Annotated in this window: 21 protein-coding genes; 10 read left to right on the forward strand and 11 right to left on the reverse strand. The window is 35.9% G+C overall.

The features are described 5' to 3' along the window. Positions 1-63 precede the first annotated feature (63 nt). Entirely contained in the window at positions 64-840 is a 777-nt protein-coding gene (gene cobA, locus M0051_RS09735; protein ID WP_306741342.1) for a uroporphyrinogen-III C-methyltransferase, read from the forward strand. 93 nt (positions 841-933) lie between these two features. On the opposite strand, the gene M0051_RS09740 is transcribed toward cobA, so the two are convergent. The 5 genes from M0051_RS09740 to M0051_RS09760 all read right to left on the reverse strand — a co-directional run bounded on the left by M0051_RS09740 (position 934) and on the right by M0051_RS09760 (position 6730). Then, positions 934-2025, reverse strand: coding sequence for a hypothetical protein (locus M0051_RS09740; RefSeq protein ID WP_306741343.1), 1092 nt, complete (start codon positions 2023-2025; stop codon positions 934-936). A 421-nt stretch (positions 2026-2446) separates the two neighbouring features. Further along, positions 2447-3031: an indolepyruvate oxidoreductase subunit beta gene (locus M0051_RS09745; protein WP_306741344.1), complete on the reverse strand. Its 585-nt coding sequence runs from the start codon at positions 3029-3031 to the stop codon at positions 2447-2449. Positions 3032-3236: 205 nt separating this feature from the next. Further along, positions 3237-4862, reverse strand: a complete 1626-nt coding sequence (locus M0051_RS09750; protein WP_306741345.1) for a thiamine pyrophosphate-dependent enzyme — start codon at positions 4860-4862, stop codon at positions 3237-3239. Between the two features lie 450 nt (positions 4863-5312). Beyond that, on the reverse strand, positions 5313-6110 hold the full coding sequence (locus tag M0051_RS09755) for an ABC transporter permease (RefSeq protein ID WP_306741346.1): 798 nt from the start codon (positions 6108-6110) through the stop codon (positions 5313-5315). A gap of 23 nt (positions 6111-6133) precedes the next feature. Then, positions 6134-6730, reverse strand: a complete 597-nt coding sequence (locus tag M0051_RS09760) for an ATP-binding cassette domain-containing protein (RefSeq protein ID WP_306741347.1) — start codon at positions 6728-6730, stop codon at positions 6134-6136. A 512-nt stretch (positions 6731-7242) separates the two neighbouring features. Here M0051_RS09760 and M0051_RS09765 point away from each other — a divergent pair. Continuing rightward, a complete protein-coding gene (locus M0051_RS09765; protein ID WP_306741348.1) occupies positions 7243-9726 on the forward strand; it encodes a CoA-disulfide reductase in 2484 nt (827 codons plus the stop codon). Between the two features lie 205 nt (positions 9727-9931). Here the strand turns inward: M0051_RS09765 and M0051_RS09770 are convergent, their stop codons facing one another. The 3 genes from M0051_RS09770 to M0051_RS09780 form a co-directional block, all read right to left on the reverse strand. Then, positions 9932-10132 (reverse strand): helix-turn-helix transcriptional regulator, encoded by a 201-nt coding sequence (locus tag M0051_RS09770; protein ID WP_306741349.1) that lies wholly within the window; start codon positions 10130-10132, stop codon positions 9932-9934. A gap of 18 nt (positions 10133-10150) precedes the next feature. Further along, complete coding sequence (locus M0051_RS09775) at positions 10151-10624, reverse strand: hypothetical protein (protein ID WP_306741350.1); 474 nt, start codon at positions 10622-10624, stop codon at positions 10151-10153. 572 nt (positions 10625-11196) lie between these two features. Next, positions 11197-11421: a hypothetical protein gene (locus M0051_RS09780; RefSeq protein ID WP_306741351.1), complete on the reverse strand. Its 225-nt coding sequence runs from the start codon at positions 11419-11421 to the stop codon at positions 11197-11199. A gap of 148 nt (positions 11422-11569) precedes the next feature. Between M0051_RS09780 and acs the strand changes: the two genes are divergently transcribed. The 3 genes from acs to M0051_RS09795 all read left to right on the forward strand — a co-directional run bounded on the left by acs (position 11570) and on the right by M0051_RS09795 (position 14859). Beyond that, complete coding sequence (gene acs / locus M0051_RS09785; protein ID WP_306741352.1) at positions 11570-13483, forward strand: acetate--CoA ligase; 1914 nt, start codon at positions 11570-11572, stop codon at positions 13481-13483. A 111-nt stretch (positions 13484-13594) separates the two neighbouring features. Further along, entirely contained in the window at positions 13595-14350 is a 756-nt protein-coding gene (locus tag M0051_RS09790) for a patatin-like phospholipase family protein (RefSeq protein WP_306741353.1), read from the forward strand. Positions 14351-14418: 68 nt separating this feature from the next. Further along, complete coding sequence (locus M0051_RS09795) at positions 14419-14859, forward strand: C-GCAxxG-C-C family protein (protein WP_306741355.1); 441 nt, start codon at positions 14419-14421, stop codon at positions 14857-14859. Between the two features lie 52 nt (positions 14860-14911). Here the strand turns inward: M0051_RS09795 and M0051_RS09800 are convergent, their stop codons facing one another. After that, positions 14912-16225 carry a cysteate synthase gene (locus M0051_RS09800; protein ID WP_306741356.1) on the reverse strand — a complete coding sequence of 438 codons (1314 nt, stop codon included), beginning with the start codon at positions 16223-16225 and terminating at the stop codon, positions 14912-14914. A 512-nt stretch (positions 16226-16737) separates the two neighbouring features. Between M0051_RS09800 and M0051_RS09805 the strand changes: the two genes are divergently transcribed. The 3 genes from M0051_RS09805 (at position 16738) to M0051_RS09815 (ending at position 20010) form a co-directional block, all read left to right on the forward strand. Next, entirely contained in the window at positions 16738-17715 is a 978-nt protein-coding gene (locus tag M0051_RS09805) for a Gfo/Idh/MocA family protein (RefSeq protein ID WP_306741357.1), read from the forward strand. 2 nt (positions 17716-17717) lie between these two features. Continuing rightward, positions 17718-18185, forward strand: coding sequence for a hypothetical protein (locus tag M0051_RS09810; RefSeq protein WP_306741358.1), 468 nt, complete (start codon positions 17718-17720; stop codon positions 18183-18185). A 202-nt stretch (positions 18186-18387) separates the two neighbouring features. Further along, a complete protein-coding gene (locus M0051_RS09815; protein ID WP_306741359.1) occupies positions 18388-20010 on the forward strand; it encodes an AMP-binding protein in 1623 nt (540 codons plus the stop codon). Positions 20011-20046: 36 nt separating this feature from the next. On the opposite strand, the gene M0051_RS09820 is transcribed toward M0051_RS09815, so the two are convergent. Next, complete coding sequence (locus tag M0051_RS09820; RefSeq protein WP_306741360.1) at positions 20047-21129, reverse strand: hypothetical protein; 1083 nt, start codon at positions 21127-21129, stop codon at positions 20047-20049. Between the two features lie 255 nt (positions 21130-21384). On the opposite strand from M0051_RS09820, the gene M0051_RS19775 reads away from it, so the two are divergent. Continuing rightward, positions 21385-21555: a glycoside hydrolase domain-containing protein gene (locus M0051_RS19775; RefSeq protein ID WP_373568311.1), complete on the forward strand. Its 171-nt coding sequence runs from the start codon at positions 21385-21387 to the stop codon at positions 21553-21555. Between the two features lie 277 nt (positions 21556-21832). Beyond that, complete coding sequence (locus M0051_RS09825) at positions 21833-22429, forward strand: acetate uptake transporter (RefSeq protein WP_306741361.1); 597 nt, start codon at positions 21833-21835, stop codon at positions 22427-22429. Between the two features lie 164 nt (positions 22430-22593). On the opposite strand, the gene M0051_RS09830 is transcribed toward M0051_RS09825, so the two are convergent. Then, positions 22594-22908, reverse strand: a complete 315-nt coding sequence (locus M0051_RS09830) for a putative quinol monooxygenase (RefSeq protein ID WP_306741362.1) — start codon at positions 22906-22908, stop codon at positions 22594-22596. Positions 22909-22947: the final 39 nt, after the last annotated feature.

Consider the following 22947-nt stretch of genomic DNA (forward strand, 5'->3'; position numbering starts at 1 on the left):
AATATTCTACTTTTGTGATCCTATAAATCACAGAAGTAGAATTGATCATATAAGAGAACTGAAATGCAACATAGATTGTACATTGTAGGGGCAGGACCTGGAGATCCGGATTTATTAACTGTAAAAGCTCACAGGGTTTTAATGGAGGCAGACATGGTATTATTCGATGCTTTGCTTGGAAAACAAATTCTTGAAATGCTTCCTGAGAGTTGTGAAAAAATCTATGTTGGGAAAACTTATAAAGATCAGCAGGATCAAATAAAGCGCATGTGCAGAATCAATGCCTTAATGAAAAAAGGTGTTGAAGAAGGCAAACGTGTTGTTCGTTTAAAAACCGGCGACCCACTAATCTTTGGTCGAGGAATTGAAGAAGTTCGCTTTCTTCGAAACGAGAAGATTGATTATAAACTTGTTCCTGGAATTACCGCTGGTATTGCAGCTGCCAACCATTGTCAAATTCCAATTACCGAGCGTTCGATAAACCGCACCTTATTATTTTGCACAGGCACTACTTTGGATGGCGACATGAAACAGTTCGATGCCGTTTCAAGCATGATTCAATTGGGCACTCCTGTTATGATATACATGGGATTGAACAACCTTGGTAGTATCATCGATAAACTAATTGGCAATGGTGTTAAAGCAGACACTTCCATTTGTGCCATCTCGAAAGTATCCTATCCCGACGAAAAGATGTTGTTTGGAAACTTAAGCAATTTCATGAGTAAGCTAGAGCAAAATCCTCTTGAAATGCCAACCATTATGCTTATTGGTGAAAATATAATGCCTATGCTCGAAGAGGCGGATGAATTGCTAAACCAATGCTCTGATTGTAATTAATGATTCGATCAAAAGACTCAGGTGAATGGCCTGAGTCAAAAGCAATTTATGTACCATTAAAACTTACCGAAATAAGTACAAGCAACCTGCTTTTTAAATGATATGATAATACATCAGTAGTAATATTGCACCTAACAATAAAATATTGCTCACCAACCTACTTCCTTGATTTAGCAATACAATTACAAGTGCTTCTTTAGCAGGAAAAACACTCATTGCTGAAGGCAAACTCCTTCTTAAACTTCTTATGGGAAGTGAAATGATATTGCCCATTAACAAAGCTATCAATACATGTGAAGTCTGCAAGCTTCCTGTCTTTAAAAAGCCTGCCGCTACAGTAGCTGCACTTAAAATACCACCCAACATAGAACTTGCCACTGCAAGAGATTCTGGAGGAAAGTACTCTCTTAAACTTGAAGATTTAAACAAACTATCCGATAAATCGAAGAAACCAATTTCGTTTAAAAAAGAGAAAAACAAAAACATCGGAATTGCAATAAGAAACATCCTATTCACCACCAAGTAAGTTTTTTTGCGAGCTTTCTCTATGCTCACCCTCCAGGTATCAGCACTTCTCTCCTCTTTCTCAACGAAAATATCATTCTGAATATCAGGAATCGTTTTGCTATACCTCGATACCAACAAGGCTATAAAAACTACAAGAAAACCCAATCCGAAAAGTAATCCAAAATAAGTGGCTCCCACCACTCCCACTGCTGCAATGGTTGGATACATGATTCTAAGGCTATGATACAAATAACTCATAAAGGAAGTACACATGGCACTTACACGGAGTTGCTTGCGACTCATCTGATTGCTTTCGTAAGCGGATGTAAGCATACTGTTTGCAGTAACCAAAGAGAAAAATGAACTAAATATAGCGGTAGCGGAAACATTTGGCAGTTTTGCCCATCGGGTAATCGGACTCGTAAATCGCTTGATCAATTGCGACCAGTTTCTCTCCTCGATAAGATTACCTATAAAACTTGCAATGCTTGTGGTAATGATGATTTGTAAGGCCAATTTTAAATTGAATTCTAACCAGGTTAAAGAAGGAAGGTTAAAGCCAATGCCAAAAACAATTAGCACCACAACAAAGTACCACATCCAACTTAACAGTTTATTTTTCTTCTTTCTTGCCAAAGTTTTATACCATTTAAATGCGCTGGTATAATGCCGATACATATTCAAAGTGCTTTTAGAAGTGAAACGCACTAAAGGCGCTCCCGAATGCTTTCGGGATTGAATAGTAATCGGTATTATTTTTTGCGCAAAGTAAAACATTATTATAAACAATTCAATGCAAGTTTCGCCTTCCTTACTTCTTTTTGAAAGAAAATTCTATTCAATAAACCAATTCCCCTATACGGGCAGAACATTTCCCTGCATACAGGCAAAGCTTTTCCCTCTAGGCAGGGAAAGTTTCAGACAGGTACGAGGGAAAACATTTTCCTCACGTGAGGGAAGGACTCGGACTAGTACGTGAAAAATGTTTGGGAGTAAGGCCTAAAAAAATACAATTGATGCAATTGCAATAAAAAAATCCCCGAAAGGAAAATTCCTGACGGGGATTCTGAGTTATAGTAGTCTAGGTTAGGTACAAATACTATTTGTTTTCTTCAGCAAACTTACGTCCTGCGTGAAGTGCTTTGATATTCATTTCGATTACTTCCTCTCCTTTTCTTTCGAAAATCTTACGGATACCTGCTTCAAGATACTCGAAAGGAACATCGATAAATGGTGAAGCAGCACCCAACATTACGAAGTTGAAAGCACGCTTAGAACCAGTTGTTTCCTCAGCAATCTTATCAGCATCGATCAATACATAGTTTGGAAGATCTTTAATTGTCTTCTCTAACTTTTCCATCTCCGGGTAATCAGGAATGTTTACAAATGGAGTTGAATTGGTTACTACGTATCCACCTTTCTTTAAGTAAGGAAGATAGCGAAGTGCTTCCATTGGCTCAACTGAAAGAATAATATCAGCACCACCAGCTGGAATCAAATCTGAATAAATAGGCTTGTCAGAAATTCTCATGAATGACTGAACATCACCACCACGCTGACTCATACCGTGAGTTTCAGCTTGCTTCATATATAAATCATTTTCTAGAGCAGCAGATCCTAAAGCAGCAGCAATGGATAAAATCCCTTGACCACCAACACCTGCTATGACCATATCTGTTTTCATATCTTACTTTGTTTTTTCGATTAATAACATATAAGAGCATGGTGCGAACTGAATAGAGCTAATCAACAAGTTATAAGTACTTAAAGTATTTATTAGTACTTAAAGTTATAACTGATAAAATCCGAGATCACTTTAAGTACTTTAGGCACTTCAAGTATTTTAAGTACTTGCAGGCTTGCCTCAATTCCAATCGCTTTGCTCCAATTTAAGCTTTAGCAGCTGCTTTTGCTTTAGCGGCTTTCTTGATTTTCTGATCGCGAACGTTCTTCTGAACACAAACACGACGAGGAATAATTACTGATACCCCTTGGTATTCGAATTCTTTGCGAAGAAGATCTTTTAAATCATCACGCTTCTTAGGTACAGCAGTTAATACATGTAAATGTTCTGGCTCAACACCTAAACCTTCACAAATTGATTCCAATTTACCTTTAGCAGATGAATGCTGACCACCAGTCATCGAGATAGACTCGTTATCAGAAATAATTACTGTAATTGGAGTTTTTTCGTTAACAGCATCCAATAAACCAGTCATACCTGAGTGAGTAAATGTAGAGTCACCAATTACTGCAACCGATGGAATCAATCCTGCATCAGCAGCACCTTTAGCCATAGTTACAGAAGCACCCATATCAACACAAGAGTTGATCGCATTAAATGGAGGCAATGCACCTAGAGTGTAACAACCTATATCTGCAAATACGCGACCTTCACCGTATTCAGCAACAACTTCGTTCAATGCAGTATATACATCAATGTGCGAACATCCAACACACAATGCTGGTGGACGAGCAGATACCAAGTTAGGAACTTCAGCACCTTCTTCAACATCAAATCCTAAAGCTCTACCAACCATTTCAGGCTTCAACTCACCGTCGCGAGACAAAGTACCATCCAAACGACCGATTACAGCTTCTTTTTCCAAATATCCTTTCAACATTTCTTCAACTACAGGATATCCTTCTTCCAATACCATTACCTTATCACACTCGCTGGTGATTTTTTGAATCATTGTGCGAGGAATTGGGTACTGGCTAATTTTTACAACTGGATATGGACAATCACCGTTTGGATAGTTTTCCATTAAGTAGTTGTAACCTAATCCACAAGCGATGATACCCATTGATTTATCAGTACCTTCGGTGTAGCTGTTATATGGTGATTCTTCAGAGGCAGTTTCGAATTTTGCCTGGTTGTTCAACAACAACTTGTAACGCTTACGAGCGATACCTGGTAGCAATACGAACTGTACTTTGTCTTCTGGTAATTTCATATCGTTTTGAGCAACAACTTCAGCAGCGCGAGTAACACCTGCACGAGAGTGAGCCAAACGAGTAGTAATTCTCATTAACACTGGAATCTCGCAAGCTTCAGACAATTCGAATCCGAAACGAGCCATATCATATGCTTCTTGCTGGTTCGATGGCTCCAAGATTGGCATCATTGCAAACTTACCATATACACGTGAATCCTGCTCGTTCTGAGAAGAGTGCATTGATGGGTCATCAGCAACAACGATCAACATACCACCGTTTGCACCAGTGATAGCTGCATTCATGAAACAGTCAGCTGCAACGTTCAAACCTACGTGTTTCATACACACCATAGAACGCTTACCAGCATATGACATTCCCAATGCAGATTCCATAGCAGTCTTTTCATTGGCTGCCCAGTCTCTGTGAATATTTAATTGTTGTGCTTGCTTAGAGTGTTGAATGTACTCTGTAATTTCGGTTGAAGGTGTTCCTGGATAAGCATAAACCCCAGACATTCCGCCATCGATTGCACCTTGTGCAATGGCTTCTACACCTAATAGTAAAGACTTTTGCATGTTATATTTGTTTAACTATTTAGTTTTCTATGTGTTCAGACAACTTGCAATCTAAAATTGCAGGTATGTGAGAGATGTGATATTACGATTTGAAGTAAAATAACACTTCAAATTCAAAAACTCAGTTACAAAATATTGTGTATAGGAAAACGGACCCTAAAATTTAAGGATCGCGGTAAGAGGCAGATTTTATAATCCACCGAAGATTTCAAAAAAACATACTAGGTATGCGAGAACGTAAAAGTAAAATTCAAAATAATCTTTCATTTCTGCTTATAGATTGTAACTCAAATGAGCTTTCTACTTTTATTTGCTGCTAAAATACCATTATTTGGATTAAAGCCAATAAAAAAATATTCCCCAGAGATTTTTTAGATTCATTTCAAATAACGAAAACGGTTGCGTAGATATCACAAGACTAATCTATCTACCACATCATAAGGCAAAAAGTTATTTCTTAGCTGCAAAAATACCGGGTTTAAATCTACCGTAAGAATCAAATACAAAACGATTGGTCAAGATGATACTTACCATCAAATTAAAAGAACAACCAACAAATATGGCGATCATGATTAGAATCTGATATTTTATGGCTATCACTGGAGAACTACCTCCCAAAATTTGTCCTGTCATCATTCCTGGTAAGGAAATCAAGCCCAATACCGACATGGTTGCAATTAAAGGGTTCAGACCACTCTTAATGGCTGATTGGATATATGGTAACAAGGAGTGTTTTTGGCTATTGGTATTCACCAAGAGAAAGAAATACAATTCTTGTTCTTTATGCAATCGTGTAAAGTAATTGCTAATTCCAACAATATTGTGATTTAAAGCATTTCCTAAAATCATACCTGAGATAGGAATGAAATAGCGGGCATCAAACACGTAATCCAATTGAATTATGAAACCAAGAAAAAATGTATCTACTATAAATATGCTGGTCAATCCGGAAATAAAAAACGGGAGTACAAAATGCTTGTAAGATAAGCCCGTTCGTTTAATGGTAGTGAAAGAGCCAACCAACACCATGGCAATTACCCAGGCAGAATTAATGAACGCATTGTTCCATTCAAAAATATATTCAAGATAAAGTGCCACCAATGATAGTTGAATTATCATTCGAATCATTGCAATCAAAGTTTCTTTGATAATTTTAAGCTTGAAATACAAAAATCCCACAATAGGGATTACCATTAAAAAAGCTCCTACAATTAGGTGTATTATTCCAATATCAGCTATTTCTTGCATGTCAGATTGATTTTATCAAATCATTACAATTCAAATACATTTGAGCAACTCTCCACCCATTTGCTATTGTGGGATGTAGACACAATGGTTCTATCCTTAAGGCCATTCACCAGTTGAATCACAAGGTCAATTGATTCTTCATCCAAAGCAGAAGTTGGTTCATCTAATAATATAATTGGCTTTTGCAGACTCAGACTTGCTGCCAATACAATTCTCTGCTTTTGGCCACCACTAATTTCAGTAAAGACTCTCTCCTGCTCTCCATTATATATTTCAAGCTGCTGCAGATAATGCTTAAACATTTCTACTTGTTTTTCATTCAACTTCAGTAATTCTATCAGTTCTTGTCCCGAATCAACAGGTAGATGAACATTTTGAGGAAGCCAGCTCATTTGTTTTCTGAGTTCTTCAACATTATCAGGAGCAAGTTTGTGACCATCTATGTATATGTCACCAGAATCAGGTAAAATAATCCCAAGCATCAATTTCAACAGAGTCGATTTTCCTTTACCAGAAGGCCCACTCAAACAAAATGACTCACCACATTTTACATCGAAATTAAGTCTCTCACAAATAATTTGATCTGAGAATTTTAAGCTTACATTATCAAATTTTATCATGTCGAAATCTACATCATTTAAATTTCAGAGTTGGCTTTAAGCGAAACTATGAAATATTAAATTAAAATGCCGATATATAAATAGTTCGACATTTGGAGTGATACGAACAAATGGCGCTTACTAATTAATTATCGGTATTATCCTTGAAACGAAAATAAGTCTATTTTACCTTTTTACCTGTTCATTTAGCACATTTATTTTGCTGATAGATTTTCTCATGCCTGATCTTTTGTAATGCTCTAGATACTCATTACTTGAGGAGTAAGTTAAATTCCACCTTAATAATATTGAGATAATTCTCAAATAAATACAGTGTGAAATATATCACACTCTACATATATCACAGATATTCAACAACTAACAACCCTACCAATCGAAAACATGCTATAAAACACATCTCAAAACTGTACAGAAGTCTTGTATCCATTAAATCAAATCTTACATTTGCACCTATTACATCTAGATATCTGGATGTTTATTTTTATACAGATCTAATTATTACAAGATATACAATGGCGAAATATTTAATTGTTGGTGGAGTTGCAGGAGGTGCAACAACGGCTGCCCGTCTTCGAAGGATGGATGAGTCAGCAGAGATAATCATGTTTGAAAGAGGTGAACACATTTCATATGCAAACTGTGGATTGCCTTACTATGTAGGAGATATAATCACAGAAAGGGAAAATCTACTACTACAAACTCCTGAAAGTTTCAACAAAAGGCTGAATGTTGATGTGAGAATACTTAATGAAGTAATTAAAATCAACAGAGAGAAGAAAGAAGTAGAAGTAAAAGATTTAAAAAGCAACACTGTATATACAGAAACATACGATAAACTGATTGTTTCTCCAGGAGCTGAACCAATTAAGCCTCCTATTCCTGGCATCAACGATTCTGCAATTTTCACTGTAAGAAATGTAAAGGATACAGATAAAATAAAAGCCTATTACAATGAAAATAAGCCACAAAAAGCCGTTGTAGTGGGTGCAGGCTTCATTGGACTTGAAATGGCAGAAAACCTTCATCACCTGGGAATGATGGTTACTATAGTTGAAATGGCAGAACAAGTAATGACTCCATTGGACTATGAAATGGCAGCAGTAGTTCATCAGCATCTGAAAACTAAAAACGTAGAGTTTTTTCTAAAGGATGGAGTAAGTGAATTTGATCGCAAAGGTGATTATCTTGAAATTCGTTTACAATCGGGAAGAAAAATTGAAGCCGATATGGTTATTCTATCAATAGGTGTTCGTCCTGAGACAAAATTAATTAAAGAAGCTGGAATTGATCTAGCACCCAATGGTGGCATCCAAGTTAATAAATACCTACAAACCAGTGATGAGCACATTTATGCTTTGGGAGATGCCATTGCGTTTCCTCACCCAATTACTGGCAAATATACCAATGCTTATTTGGCTGGTCCCGCTAATAAGCAAGGACGTTTGCTTGCTAACAACTTGGTATTGGGTCACAAATATGAATACAAAGGTGCAATTGCAACAGCAATCGCTAAAGTATTCGATTTGACTGTTGGTTCAACTGGCTTAGCAGAAAAAGTATTGAAAAAGGAAGGAATCAATTACATCTCAAATATCACTCATGGTGGATCGCATGCCGGATATTATCCGGGGGCAACTCCTACCAGTATTAAACTGATGTTCCATCCAGAAACTGGAAAACTTTATGGGGCACAAGTATTAGGTTACGAAGGTGTTGATAAACGTACAGATATGATTGCTACTGTGCTTCAAAACAATGGCACCATTTACGATCTTCAGGAAATTGAACATGCCTATGCTCCTCCCTACTCGTCAGCAAAAGATCCTGTAAATCAAGCTGGTTTTACTGCAGGAAATATCATTGAAGGATTGGTAAAAATCATGCATTGGGATGAGCTTTATAAACTTCATGCTCCAAACAACTTCATTCTGGATGTTAGAACTCCAGATGAATATGAATTGGGAAACATTGAGGGATCGGTAAATATCGAAGTTGATCAGATCAGAAATCGCTTGGATGAAATCCCTAGAGATAAAAAGATCATTATTTATTGTGGTGTTGGGCTGAGAGGATACTTTGCTGCACGTATTTTGATGCAGAAAGGATTTTCAGAAGTATACAACCTAAGTGGTGGGTACAAAACCTACGAGCATGCTACCTGCAAGCAAAGCAATGAAGACATTTTTGAGTCGAGTTACATTGCGAGAGACAGTCATATCTACAGAGGGAAACCTAAATCTGAAAATAAAGGAACCAACACAGATACAAAGGTAATAGAAGTTGATGCTTGCGGTTTACAATGCCCAGGTCCAATTATCAAATTGAAAAAAGAAATGGATCAATTGGAAAATGGGCAACGCTTACAACAGAAGGTTACCGATCCAGGATTTGCCAAAGATGTAGAAGCATGGTGCAAAATGACTGGTAACCAATTAATTTCTGTGGATTCTGAGAAAGGAATTTATACCGCTTTGATTGAGAAACAAGCCAATAAAGAAGCATGCCCTGTTACTGCTGGCAATCTACCTAAAAACAAAACCATGGTGGTATTCTCTGATGATATGGACCGTGCTTTGGCTTCACTGGTTATTGCCAATGGAGCGGCTGCTACTGGAAATAAAGTGACTCTCTTCTTTACTTTCTGGGGATTGAATATCATCAAGAAAGCTCAAAAACCTAAGGTCGAAAAAGATATGATGGGCAAAATGTTTGGTAAAATGATGGCTAGTGGAGCTGATGACTTGAAGCTTTCCAAAATGAACATGATGGGACTTGGTTCCAAAATGATGAAGAAGAGAATGCTTGCCAAAAAAGTAGATTCGTTGGAAGATATGCTTCAAAGTGCCATGGAGAATGGTGTTGAAATGATTGCCTGCCAAATGTCAATGGACGTAATGGGCGTAGACAAAGAAGAATTATTGGATGGCGTTCAGATTGGTGGTGTTGCAACTTACCTTTCGGAAGCGGAGCAATCGAACTTGAACTTGTTTATTTAAACGAATAATGATATGATTCAAACCAGACAGTTTTCAATATTCTGTCTGGTTTTTTATTATCATATTTTAGTCCATTTTATTTTCAATTTATGTGCATAATTTCTCATTTTTCCACTAGTACGGACACCGTACAGGCACAGTACAGGCATAGCGGGGCTACCCTAGGAGCAAATAAGATATAATTATTGATAAATGACTCGTTTACTTAATCCTCTTCTTCCAAAAGAAAAATATCCTCAACCTTACATTCGAAAAAACGAGCCATTTTAAGTGCTAAAACTGTTGAGGGCACAAACTTTCCTTTCTCAATAGCATTAATGGTTTGCCTGGAAACTCCTAATTGCTCAGCCAATCCTGCTTGAGTAATATCTTTTTTTGCTCTTTCTACTTTAATTGTATTCTTCACGTTTCTTTATTTTAGAGGCTATTCAGTTCCAAATTTCACCTTTCTGTTGTATGAATAAATCATTGTAAAAAATATAAGGTGCAATTGTAAAATATAAAACCCTTCTAATTCAAACTCTGGTATTAACCAATACACCAAACCAGTAAAGATCCATGTAACAAACAAAGCTTGCATTAGGGATTTAGCTCTTAATTGTTGATAAAATTCATCCTCAATTTTTTCTTTCGAAAATAGATATAAAGTAAAACCAAGTAAGGATAAAATTAGGCTTCCGTTCAACCATGGTTTGGCTTCCTTCTTGGTAAAATATGGAGTATAATTCAAAATCTTATCTAATTCTGGATTACCTATACTATTAAAAGGCAAATCTTTATCCGCACTTAACCAACCTCTATTAAAATCATCAATATTGCCAAAACAGGATAAAATAAAAGCAACAAATACAAATAGGATTCCAATTCTTTTAAAATAATACGGAAAATAAGTTTTCATTCTTCAAAATTATAAGTTCTACTTAAACATTTATTTTGTGCACAAAACAAATGTAAAGTATTATTTACATTTTGACAAGTATTTAATTCTTTAGTCCTATATGCGAGACTTAATAATTGTAATGTATTACATACTCTATTCATTGTTAGTACTATAATTTAACTTGGAAAATTAACTCTTTGAAAGATTCAAGATTATAAAATCTTAACCTAAGGAATTACAATTATTATCATGCTGTTAGATTATCTTAAACGCATGTAAATTAGTTGTTTTAGTGAGTAAGAAAAGCTCTATAAAAAGTGGACATTCGTCTGACAATTTCGTAAATTAGATATTCCTAAAAAGTGGATATAAATTTGAAAATCTGGGTTAATTGCATCAATCTGTAAGCTCAACCATGCAATTGTATCTGGATTTCACAAGTAACGATATTCTCCTGTATCTCGTTCCTTGATATTAATCAGCATAAATTCCGAACAGGAACAAAAGTACTACATTGGTAGTGGTTAGTGGTTAGCCGAAGCGGCAGAATTTTTCCGTAGTCCCTTTATCAGAAAAATTCTGCCGGTTCATTATTCTATCTCTTCACTTGTAGTTTCATTTCCTTTTTTCATGCGCAAATACACCAAGCCCATAATACTTAAGAATCCAATCACTTTAAGATATTGCTTTATTAAGGATACTGCATTGGCCTCAAGATTGACAAGTAATTCGGTATTGTTAATCAGTAGAATTGAACCAACTGAGATTAACAAGACAACTAGAAGAATAATTAGTAACGTTTTTTTGTTTTTCATCCGTTTTTAATTTTTATAGTGTGAAGATACTATCTTTCCAAAGAAATATAGCATCACCTTTTTGAATAGAAATTACATCTGGACAATCAATCTAGAATTTCATATATTTAGTTATTTAGATTTAAACTGATAACCAAATTAAAAGATCATGATTGATAAGATTAGTACTCTGGGTGGCTACATACACGAATATCAGAAAAGTGTAGAAAACCCACAGGCATTTTGGAGTAGAATTGCAGAAAGTTTCTTTTGGCGTAAAAAATGGGATAAAATTCTGGATTGGAATTTTACAGAACCAAAAATCAATTGGTTTTTAAACGGGAAACTGAACATTACCGAAAATATATTCGAACGTCATTTGTTTACTCGCGGCGATCAACCTGCAATTATTTGGGAACCCAATGAACCTAATGATGAGAACAGAGTATTAACTTACAATGAACTATTTTTAGAAGTAAAAAAGTTTGCCAATGTAATGCTAAAGCTTGGCGTTGGTAAGGGCGACAGAGTTGCCATTTATATGCCAATGGTTCCTGAATTGGCAATTGCCATGCTGGCTTGTGCAAGAATTGGCGCAATACATTCCATTGTTTTTGCAGGCTTCTCGGCAAACTCGCTTGCCGATAGAATTAATGATGCCGAAGCCAAACTGGTAATTACTTCGGATGGCGCTTTTCGAGGCAGTAAAATTATTCCAATAAAAGATATTGTTGATGAAGCTCTGGAAAACTGCTCATCGGTTGAAAAGGTAGTAATGGTTCAAAGAACCAATACTGAGGTTGCTTTTCATGATTCAAGAGACATGTGGTGGCACGAAATCATGGCCAATGCTGATGAAGACAATAAAGCTGAACTAATGGATGCGGAAGATACTCTATTTATACTTTACACATCTGGCTCCACAGATAAGCCAAAAGGTATTGTTCATACCTGCGGTGGCTATATGGTTTATTCTGCCTACACATTTAAAAATGTATTTCAATACAGCGATGGCGACGTTTACTTCTGCTCTGCAGATATTGGATGGATTACCGGTCACTCCTACATTGTATATGGGCCTTTGTTAAATGGAGCTACAACGGTAATGTTCGAAGGTATTCCTACCTATCCTGATGCTGGTAGATATTGGGACATTGTAAACAAATATGGTATTGCCCAATTTTACACTGCACCTACTGCCATTCGTTCTTTAATTTCGATGGGACAAGAATATGTAGAAAATAAAGATTTGTCAAGTTTGAAGGTTTTAGGAACAGTTGGAGAGCCAATTAATGAAGAAGCCTGGCACTGGTATCATGATCATGTTGGTAAAAACCGTTGTCCAATTGTTGATACCTGGTGGCAAACCGAGACAGGAGGAATTTCCATTAGTCCTATCGCAGGGATCATTCCTACAAAACCTGGTTTTGCCACTCTCCCACAACCGGGAATTCAACCAATCATTGTTGATGGGGATGGAAATGAATTATCCGGAAAGAGTGTAGAAGGTAATTTATGTATTAAATATCCTTGGCCGGGAATGTTAAGAACAATCTGGGGAGACCATGAAAGGTTCAAGAAAACCTACTTTGGTACTTTTGAAAACCTCTACTTTTCTGGCGATGGTGTTAAAAGAGATGAAGATGGGTACTACCGAATACTTGGAAGAGTTGACGATGTGATCAACGTATCGGGGCACAGAATGGGAACTGCTGAAGTAGAAAATGCCATTAATGAGCATCCATTGGTAAATGAATCTGCCGTTGTAGGATTCCCTCACGATATCAAAGGTCAAGGTATTTACGCTTTTGTAGTTTGCGGTGATCTTTCGACCGGTGGTGAAGAAGGTATTAAAACCAGTATTCGTAAAGGTGTTACTAAAATTATTGGGCCCATTGCAAAACCAGATAAAATTCAATTGGTTAGAGGCTTGCCTAAAACACGATCAGGCAAAATCATGAGAAGAATTTTAAGAAAAATTGCACAAGGAGACTATAGCAATTTTGGGGATATATCAACTCTTCTCGACACCTCGGTTGTGGAAGAAATCATAAAAGGAGCATTAGAAGATGTTAAAGATTAATAGACTAAAAAGATCATTCAGTTGAATGATCTTTTTTATAAATCTTGCACAAAGATTAGATAATCTAATCGCAATTTGTTATTTTAAGTTTATAATTCAACTTATACGCACATGAAAATTGGGATTGCTCTTGGAGGTGGTGGGGCAAGAGGATTTGCTCATCTAGGTGTTTTAAAAGCATTGGAAGAAAAAGGAATTACACCTGATATTATCTCAGGTGTTAGTGCTGGTGCACTAATTGGAGCCTTTATTGCCTCAGGTTTTTCTTATTCTAAAATATTAAAAGCTTTAAAAAACAAGGGTGTAATGGCCTATTCAAAATGGCAATACCCTCGACATGAATTATTTAGCTTGATTGGACTTGAAAAGGAGATAAAAAAGCACATCAAAACCAAGAAAATTGAAAATCTTAAAATTCCTTTGTTCATTGCAGTATCCAATTTAAATGATGGCAGAGTTGAATATATAAAAGAAGGGGATTTGCTAAAATATTTATTGGCCTCAGTGAGTATTCCCGTATTATTTTCTCCTGTTAAGATGGACAATATCATGTATGTTGATGGTGGCCTATTTGACAACCTTCCCATATCACCTCTAATCAATAAGTGCGATATTATTATTGCCGTGAATGTAAGTCCAATTCAAAAAATAGAAAAGTTTGATAATCTGGTTCAAGTAGCTTCACGCACTTTTCAGTTAGGCGTTCACTCCAATGTAATCAGGCATAAAAATAAATGTTCGTTACTTATTGAACCTACCGGATTGCGCGATTATGAAATATTGAATGGAAATAAGGCTCAGGAAATTTTCAAATTAGGATATGAATACACAAAAAATTTGGAAATTCCTCCCTTAGAGGAACTTTAATACCAATCAATAAAGCTATCTTTAAACAACCAATTAGTTAACCAAAAAAACAAGTAATAAACCCCACTATGATTACAACAAAGGAAAAAGCGCTTGAAAGCTTTAAATCTGGAATGAACTGTGCTCAGTCCGTTCTACTTGCATTCTCAGATCAATACAAATTCGACGACAATTTGGCCTTTCAACTCTCCAGTGGTTTTGGAGGGGGAATGGGACGACTGCAAAAAACCTGTGGTGCTGTAACCGGTGCTTTTATGCTTATCGGCATTCATAATTGCGAGAAGTGTTCCAATCACAGCTTACAAACCGATAATAACAGGTCAATGATACAGGAGTTTAATCGCAGATTTACACAACTGCATGAATCTTTGGATTGTAGAGATATTATAAAATGTGATTTAAATACAGAAGAAGGCCAACAATATTGTAAGGATAACAATACCAAAGAATCCATTTGCTCAAAATGCATAAGCGATTCAATTGATATTGTACATTCTCTTATCAACTAAAAGAAGAAAAATCCATATAAAGAAAGCAGGCTTAAAGCCTGCTTTCTTTATATTATACTGTAGTGTCAATTTTCAATTTGAAAAGTTTTTCCATCACATCCTTCACATCACTCAAGTCAGGATTGATATCGAAAACATGGGAAGGTTTCAAATAAACCACCTCTTTTTCTCTTTTAAAGCGTTCTTCTCCTCCTCCTGTAATATTAAGCATTACATAATCATCCTTGTCCAACTTGCCCTCTTTGGCATAATTGATAAGAGTTGCTGTTGCAATAGCTGCTGCTGGATGAATATCATTACCTTCTGTTTCCTCAAAAATTCTGGCAGCTTCAGCAGCTTCTTCATTTGTAGCTTTAAGAACATCTCCACCTGCATCTTTCATTGCATCGTACAATCCACCTATAATAGAGTATGGAGGCTTACGATTCGACAATACTTTGGCTACAATTTCCTCAACTTGTTTTCTCGCCAAATTATCATCCAATGGCAACATTTCTCTTGAATCTTCTTTCCATGCGTCGTGCATTGGCAAGAAAGGAGTATTTTGAGAAACCATTAATTTCATTTTGTTAGAACCAAATCTTCCGTCTTCAATAAAACGTAGGTTTGCTTCCCAAGCTGCAATGGCACCTGTTCCCGATCCAACTGCCTGGAAATAGTAATCAGGAATTTTCCCTATTTCAGTAACTGCTGAATTAACTGTACATGCCATACCATCGCGACGAGCTACATTTTTTGCACCTCCTTCAGCAATAAACCCATCAAGCTGGCAAGCTAAATTCGAAAGATGAATTGCATCGAAATAATCGCTTCCAGATTTGGTTACCACAAGTCTTACATTGTCTTTAATTGGTTCATCAAACCATAGTGCATTAATGTTATCTTCCGGCACACACAATAACAATGGAATATTATTATCTGAACATACTCTGGCAAATGCTCTTGCCGTATTACCTGCCGATGCAACGACCAAAATATTATTATCATCATCTAAACGACCACCAACCGAATAAGCTTCAGTCTCCTTGAAGGAGCAAGTTCTGAAGTTAGCTCCTTTTTCAGGCCAATATCCACTAAAAGTGATGTAAAGATTATTCAAACCAAGGTACTTTGCCAAACCTTCACTCCTATAAGTTGCAGGCGCAGAAGATCCTTCCAATGTTTTGTGAACTGGCAACCAATCGGAAAATTTATAAATCCCTAAAGAATTATCCTTTACTTCAATCTGTTTTTTATCGTAAATTGCTCTAATTAAACAAGGTTTATCTTCACCGGGAGCATCAAGAGTCCATCCTTCGTCCTCAAATCTCTTACCCGTTTCTAGCGACTCCAAAATATAGTCGGTTGGTCGAAAATCTTTTGCCATTTTTACTTGTATTGATTTTGAAGATGTAAAAATAGTGATTTTACTGTATTGATAAAGTTTTTATCCTCTTTTTACTGTTCTTGGATCTGGATTACTCGGAAAACGAATTGATGAACAGTTTTTTTAAATTACATTTAATTTATCTTGCCTTTTTCTTCCTTCATCTTCAATATTCCAAAACTTTTAAGATTAAATTAGAAGAATTATTAAAAATAAAAGGTGCTGTATGATTTATAATGGGTAACTCTAAAAAAGTGCCTAAAGTACTTAGAATACTTGGAGTACTTAAAGTATTAGTACGATAATTTTTTTTAATCAGTTTATTCAATACAAGCTTAAATGAGTGATTGTAATGTTTATACCATACATTTTATGTACTTAAGGCACTTTAAGTATTTTAAGTACTATTTTGTAACTCACCACTAAAAATCTTATAGAACCAAAATATTTTTTCGGATTTCATACTTAATTTTTTTGCAAAATCATATCTTTAATAATCAAAATAAAGAACAATGACAGTAAACTGGGGAATATTAGGGGCTGGAAAGATAGCTGGCAAATTTGCAAATGACTTTAAAGTTGTACCAAACGGTAAAATCATTGCTATAGCTTCTCGTTCAGAAGCAAAAGCAAATCATTTTGCAAGTCAATATAATATCGAACACTCTTACTCATCCTACGAAAAGATGATGGAGAATCCGGATATTCAAGTTGTTTACGTAGCCACTCCTCACAACTTTCATTTTGAACATGCTAGCCTATGTCTTAACAATGGCAAAGCTGTATTATGCGAAAAGCCAGTTTGTGTTAACTCCGAAGAATTTGAAGCCTTAAGTCGCTTGGCAAAAGAAAAGAACTTATTCTTTATGGAAGGCATATGGACCTATTATTTACCTGCCATATTAAAAACAATGGAATGGATACATTCGGGTAAAATTGGTGATGTGCTACAATTGCAGGTAAGTTTTGGCTTCGTGGGTAATCTGAACAAAGAAGGCAGGCTGGCAAATCCTGATTTAGCCGGAGGTGCATTACTTGATATAGGAATTTACGGTGTTGCGATTTCTGAGCTGGTTTTTAATGACAAAATAGAAAGCATTCAAAGTTTAGCCCATATTGGTAATACTGGTGTTGACGAATACAATAGCATACAGCTGAAGTATATGAATGGTGGGTTAGCACAAATTTCGAGTTCATTTCTCTCTAATATGAAGAATGAAGCGGTTATTTATGGTACCAAAGGTCGTATTGAGATTCCTAAGTTTTGGATGGCAAAAACATCTAAGCTAATTGTTGCTGATGAAGTATTGGAGTTTGAAGATGAAAGTAAAGAGATGGGTTATAACTACGAAGCCTATGCAGTTGGAGAACTAATTAAAAAAGGCAGATTGGAAAGTTCTGTTATTCCTATTTGGAAGAGCAAAAAAACATTATCAACTCTTGATAAAATTAGAGATCAGATCAAATTAAAATATCCTTTTGAAAATTGAATATGGACCAAAACGAAATCATATTAGGCAAAGGCATCTCTGGAGTCAATTTTGGTATGATACAAGCCGAAGTTGAAAAAATATTGGGTAAAGCTGATGAAGTTGGAGAATATTCACTTTCTCCAAGTGAAAACAGTATTACTCTATTTTATAATAGCAAAGGTTTAAGTTTTACTTTCGAATCTGTTGATCAGTTCAGATTGAGCTACATTTCAATCTATCACACACAATACCACATCTTTAACTTTATAAAAATAGGATTATCAAAACGTAACCTTTTGGATGAACTAGAGCTTTTTCAGCTCGGTAAACCAGAATTCGAAAAGGCTGACTCCGAAGAATTTCCTACTCATGAATTAATCTATTTCCCAAATGAAAATCTGCACCTTTGGTTAGATGATGGAAAAATTTCGGAAATTCAATTTGGACCGTTCTGGGAAGATATGAAAACCATAGTTTGGGAAGATTAGTAAATTGCTCCAACAATTTATTCTGTAAAAGAAGTTCTTTCTAGTCTCAATTTTTATAACTTGCAGCCGATTTCAGATAAATCACACAACTAAATTTACTTCCTAATCAAAGTGCTCAAATTTTCTTTTGAGCAAAAGATGGTTTTGTTAATAATCTTAAAACAGTTGAATTGAAATAATTCTCCTGCGCAAAACCATAAACATGAATAAACTATCGTATGAGCATGGTAGCTCAGAAATGCCACTTTTAGGCGAAACCATTACTGAAAGATTAAGAAGAACCGTGGAGCAATTCCCAGACAGAGAAGCTTTAGTTGTTCCATACCAAAATTATCGTGCCACCTATCAGGAGTTCTGGAACCAAATTGAGGAAATCGCAAAAGGCTTATTGGCTTTTGGCGTAAAAAAAGGTGATCGTGTAGGAGTTTGGTCTCCAAACCGACACGAGTGGGTAATAGTGCAATTTGCAACTGCCAGAATTGGCGCCATATTGGTCAATGTAAATCCAGCCTACAAGGCATCTGAATTGAAATTTGCCTTACGTCAATCGGAGATCAGCCTGCTAATCATGTCCAAAAACTTTAGAAAAACAAATTACTTTGAAATCATTCAGGAAGTTCGAAAATCCTGTATTCATCTAAAGCAAATTGTAATTCTTGATAGGGATTGGCAAGCTTTAATTGAAGCTGGAAAAAGAATCTCTACCCAGGAAGTTGAAGACATTGAAGCCACCTTACAATTCGATGATCCGATTAATATTCAATACACATCCGGAACAACAGGATTTCCAAAAGGAGCTACATTAACTCATCACAACATTCTGAATAATGGTTACTTTATTGGCGAAAGATTGCATTACACGGAAAAAGATAGAGTCTGCATTCCTGTTCCCTTTTACCACTGTTTTGGAATGGTATTGGGAAACCTTGCCTGCATTACACATGGTTCGGCAATGATTATTCCTGGTGAAGCCTTTGAGGCAGAAACCGTTTTAAAAACCGTTCAGGATGAGAAATGTACCTCTTTATACGGTGTTCCTCTGATGTTTATTGCCGAATTGGAACATCCCAACTTCGAAAAATACAACATGAGTAGTTTGAGAACTGGAATTATGGCCGGAGCTTCTTGTCCTGAAAAAGCGATGCGCGAGGTACAAGAAAAAATGAATATGAAAGATGTTGCCATTTGCTATGGAATGACGGAAACCTCACCTGTTTCTACTCAAACTTTCGTGGATGATCAATTGGATAAAAGAGTTAGCACCGTTGGTCGTGTTCATCCACATCAGGAAATTAAAATCATTGATCCTACAACTGGAAAAATTGTACCACGTGGAGAAAGTGGAGAGTTTTGTACCAGAGGTTATTCGGTAATGTTAAAATACTGGAACAACGAAGAAGCAACCAATGCAGTTATCGATGATGCAGGTTGGATGCACACTGGCGATGTAGCAAGTATGGATGATGAAGGCTATGTTACCATTACTGGTAGAATTAAGGATATGATCATTAGAGGTGGTGAGAACATCTCTCCTTTCGAAATTGAGGAGTATTTGCACACACACGAAGCCATTAGTGAGGTTTACGTGATTGGTGTTCCCGATTACAAATATGGCGAAGTAGTGATGGCCTGGATTAAATTCAAGGAAGGAAAATCTGTCAGTGAAGATGAACTTCGCGAGTACTGTAAAGGACAAATTGCAACCTACAAAATTCCAAAGTACTTCAAATTCACAAAAGAATTTCCAACAACGGTTACTGGAAAGATTAGAAAAGTAGAAATGCGAGAGATATCAAGCCGTGAACTAGAATTGGTTGGAAGATAAAAAATTTCCCGGCTCAGCTTTGAGCCGGGACTTTATTTAAAACTTTAGTTGGTCTGCGATTGTTAAGGCTTGAGATTTTGTCATTTTTGGCATACTTACTATTGATATAAGCATATCTTCTGAAGGATACTCAATAATCAATGCAGAAGCATTCATATTGCTCCCATCATCGTCAATGGCATCCCCAAAATGCATTTTTTTCCCTTGATGTGTAAAATGACTGTAAGCAGCCAGCTCCTCTTGTGCCTCATCTGATTCAACATCTTTATTTGAACTGGCAACAATGGTAAAGTTTTCTGTCATTGTTTTTGTGAAAGACGCAATATATTGCCCATCTACATTAAAAACGGCTGATTTTTTAAAGTTGCTGTACTTTACTTTCCCAACAACATCCTGAAATTCATTGTATGGATATTCAACTGGAAATATTTCTTCATCCGAATCATACTCCATCTCCTCTTCTGAAAACATGTCTAACGATTGGCCCAACCTCATTTCAGGTTCATTCCAACTTATATCTTCAGGAATCTCAAAAGTTGATGATGGAATTTTTATATTCTCATCAAACTTAAGCGCTACCTCATGGTTCTCAACACCCATCATTTTTGCCTCGGATTTTAAAACAACTCCTTTATAAATCCAAACTGTTGCTCCCAAAACCTTAATTTTTTCACAGCTTCTGTTAAAAAACTCTGAAGTACCTAATCTTTGGCCTCCAAAGGCTTCCAACAATTCATCCGCAATCTCTTTTTTCTGAGCATCCGACATGTTTTCCAAAGCTGAATAATATTCGGGTGAAATAACGGTTTCCAGTTTTGTTCCGGTATGATTCAATTGATTTACCTCATAAATCACACCATCCTTGACTATCTTTAATGTGTGCTTTTTTTCTGAGGATTCAATTCCAAAAACTTTAACTTTTGTTTCGGACTTTACCTCTTCTTTGTAAAGTTTCCCATAATCATCAAACCATATCAAACGCTGCCCTTTTGTTGCACCGCTCAATTTCATTTCCACATAGCCTGATTTTACCATAAATTTATTGCTCGAATATTGAGCAAAAGCGTTATTGCCAATACAAATAATTACAGCAAATAAGATTAATTGAATTTTCCTCATTTTAAAAAAAATTGGTTTAAAGTGATATCAATAGTTTTTTTCGATAAAAACTAAATTTAACAGAAAGACTAAATTAAGCATATTGAAATTCTATACAAAATATCTTTCTTAAAACAAATCATCTTTATTCTATACCTCATGAGATAGGTAATAAAAAGAATTAAACCTGTTACAATCAGGAGTCACTTTCACCATCACTGCACCAAACTTAAGTTTTTATCTATCCATCTTTGTTACAACAAAAATTCACTCCTCATAAATGAAAACCCATTTGTTGTAAATACGGTAAATCAATCGAAGAAAAATGTTTATGTAGATAAAGTTGAATTAAACGGTAAAGTTCTTGCCAACTTTACTATTAGGCACTCTGAAATTATGAATGGTGGTGAAATCACTTTTTATATGAGCGATACTCCAAAAAAATAAGAACTGATAATTTCATTTAAAACCTCGGGATTTAATCTTGAGGTTTTTTATCCCATAAAAACCTGTCAATCTAATTGTTACAAATACTATTGTGCAACACAACATAAAGCCCTAAAAGGACGCATATCAGCTACACAGCACTACTGATCACGAACTTACACTTTTCAAAGCAAAATGTTGTACAGTAGGTATGTTTTTAAACTACAATCGGCTTTAATTACCTGCTAGGCATTTTGTTAGTTTTGCCGCTCAATCTAAGATAAAATTAACTTTAGTAATGAACAACGTAAAATTAGGAAATCCGGCTGTTGTCGGACTTGGAGGATTTGGTTTAAGTACCATTTTATTACAATTGCATAACCTTGGACTGTGTGGATTAGGTCCGGTATTGGCTGTAGGTTTTGCATTTGGCGGAATTGCTCAATTGTGCGCAGGTCTTTTAGAACACAAAAATGCGAACAACTTTGGTTTTGCAGCATTTTCAGCTTATGGATCTTTCTGGATTGCCATAGGAATTGTATGGATGTTAAACCACTTTGGAATCTACAAATCTACCGGAACTGATGTAGGTTATTTTTTATTAGCCTATACATTCTTCACAATCATTCTTTGGTTTGCTTCACTATTCATTCACGGAGCAATGGCAACTACTTTCAGTATTTTAGTGCTAGGATTCATCCTATTGGATTTAGGACACTTTGGATTCCCAGCAATGAATACAGTTGCAGCTTACGTACTAATTGCATGTGCACTTGCAGCTTGGTACATGATGGCAGCAATAATTATTAACGGTGTTGCTGGCAGAACCATTTTAGGAGTTGGCGAAGCATGGCTTAAAGCTGGAGAAAAAGAAGTAATTCCTGCAACAAAATAGACAGAGTTTACGACTCTATTATAAGACATTAAAAAAGGGAAATTGGATGATATCCAATTTCCCTTTTGTTTTATCTGGTTATCTTTAAAGATATCTACAATTGAGAGTCCGAACTTTAGTCGGAATCTCAAACTATAAAATCGTAATTATTAATTTGTAATTGATTACGGCAACAACTCTTTGTGCAAGGTCACCTCAAACTCATTTACGTGATGTGGTTTGCCATCATTAAAGAATTCTACAATATATGGTGTATTACAGTGCGCATCAAAAGTTACCTGATCGTACCACTTTTCGATAAAAGTGATTCTATTTGGCTCATCGATACATTGGTTTAATTCATAACGAATGCATCCACCCTCTTGCAATGTCATTGGAATTAAAGAATGAAGATTTTTAATCAACTGATCAACTTCTCCTTCTTTGGCTATAAATTTGGCGATACACACCAATTGTGTCTCGTTTTTTCTGATTTCCATTTGTCTTTTCTGTTTAATTAAATGAATTCGAAATCAAAC

Origin of the sequence: Marinifilum sp. D714 (assembly GCF_030851345.1) — a bacterium.
In the GTDB taxonomy this organism is placed as follows: domain Bacteria; phylum Bacteroidota; class Bacteroidia; order Bacteroidales; family Marinifilaceae; genus Marinifilum.

What these genes read in the sequence shown, in the direction of transcription:
- cobA (WP_306741342.1), top strand. Translation starts at nt 64, where the DNA reads ATGCAACATAGATTGTACATTGTAGGGGCAGGACCTGGAGATCCGGAT.
- M0051_RS09740 (WP_306741343.1), bottom strand. Translation starts at nt 2,025, where the DNA reads ATGTATCGGCATTATACCAGCGCATTTAAATGGTATAAAACTTTGGCA.
- M0051_RS09745 (WP_306741344.1), bottom strand. Translation starts at nt 3,031, where the DNA reads ATGAAAACAGATATGGTCATAGCAGGTGTTGGTGGTCAAGGGATTTTA.
- M0051_RS09750 (WP_306741345.1), bottom strand. Translation starts at nt 4,862, where the DNA reads ATGCAAAAGTCTTTACTATTAGGTGTAGAAGCCATTGCACAAGGTGCA.
- M0051_RS09755 (WP_306741346.1), bottom strand. Translation starts at nt 6,110, where the DNA reads ATGCAAGAAATAGCTGATATTGGAATAATACACCTAATTGTAGGAGCT.
- M0051_RS09760 (WP_306741347.1), bottom strand. Translation starts at nt 6,730, where the DNA reads ATGATAAAATTTGATAATGTAAGCTTAAAATTCTCAGATCAAATTATT.
- M0051_RS09765 (WP_306741348.1), top strand. Translation starts at nt 7,243, where the DNA reads ATGGCGAAATATTTAATTGTTGGTGGAGTTGCAGGAGGTGCAACAACG.
- M0051_RS09775 (WP_306741350.1), bottom strand. Translation starts at nt 10,624, where the DNA reads ATGAAAACTTATTTTCCGTATTATTTTAAAAGAATTGGAATCCTATTT.
- M0051_RS09780 (WP_306741351.1), bottom strand. Translation starts at nt 11,421, where the DNA reads ATGAAAAACAAAAAAACGTTACTAATTATTCTTCTAGTTGTCTTGTTA.
- acs (WP_306741352.1), top strand. Translation starts at nt 11,570, where the DNA reads ATGATTGATAAGATTAGTACTCTGGGTGGCTACATACACGAATATCAG.
- M0051_RS09790 (WP_306741353.1), top strand. Translation starts at nt 13,595, where the DNA reads ATGAAAATTGGGATTGCTCTTGGAGGTGGTGGGGCAAGAGGATTTGCT.
- M0051_RS09795 (WP_306741355.1), top strand. Translation starts at nt 14,419, where the DNA reads ATGATTACAACAAAGGAAAAAGCGCTTGAAAGCTTTAAATCTGGAATG.
- M0051_RS09800 (WP_306741356.1), bottom strand. Translation starts at nt 16,225, where the DNA reads ATGGCAAAAGATTTTCGACCAACCGACTATATTTTGGAGTCGCTAGAA.
- M0051_RS09805 (WP_306741357.1), top strand. Translation starts at nt 16,738, where the DNA reads ATGACAGTAAACTGGGGAATATTAGGGGCTGGAAAGATAGCTGGCAAA.
- M0051_RS09810 (WP_306741358.1), top strand. Translation starts at nt 17,718, where the DNA reads ATGGACCAAAACGAAATCATATTAGGCAAAGGCATCTCTGGAGTCAAT.
- M0051_RS09815 (WP_306741359.1), top strand. Translation starts at nt 18,388, where the DNA reads ATGAATAAACTATCGTATGAGCATGGTAGCTCAGAAATGCCACTTTTA.
- M0051_RS09820 (WP_306741360.1), bottom strand. Translation starts at nt 21,129, where the DNA reads ATGAGGAAAATTCAATTAATCTTATTTGCTGTAATTATTTGTATTGGC.
- M0051_RS09825 (WP_306741361.1), top strand. Translation starts at nt 21,833, where the DNA reads ATGAACAACGTAAAATTAGGAAATCCGGCTGTTGTCGGACTTGGAGGA.
- M0051_RS09830 (WP_306741362.1), bottom strand. Translation starts at nt 22,908, where the DNA reads ATGGAAATCAGAAAAAACGAGACACAATTGGTGTGTATCGCCAAATTT.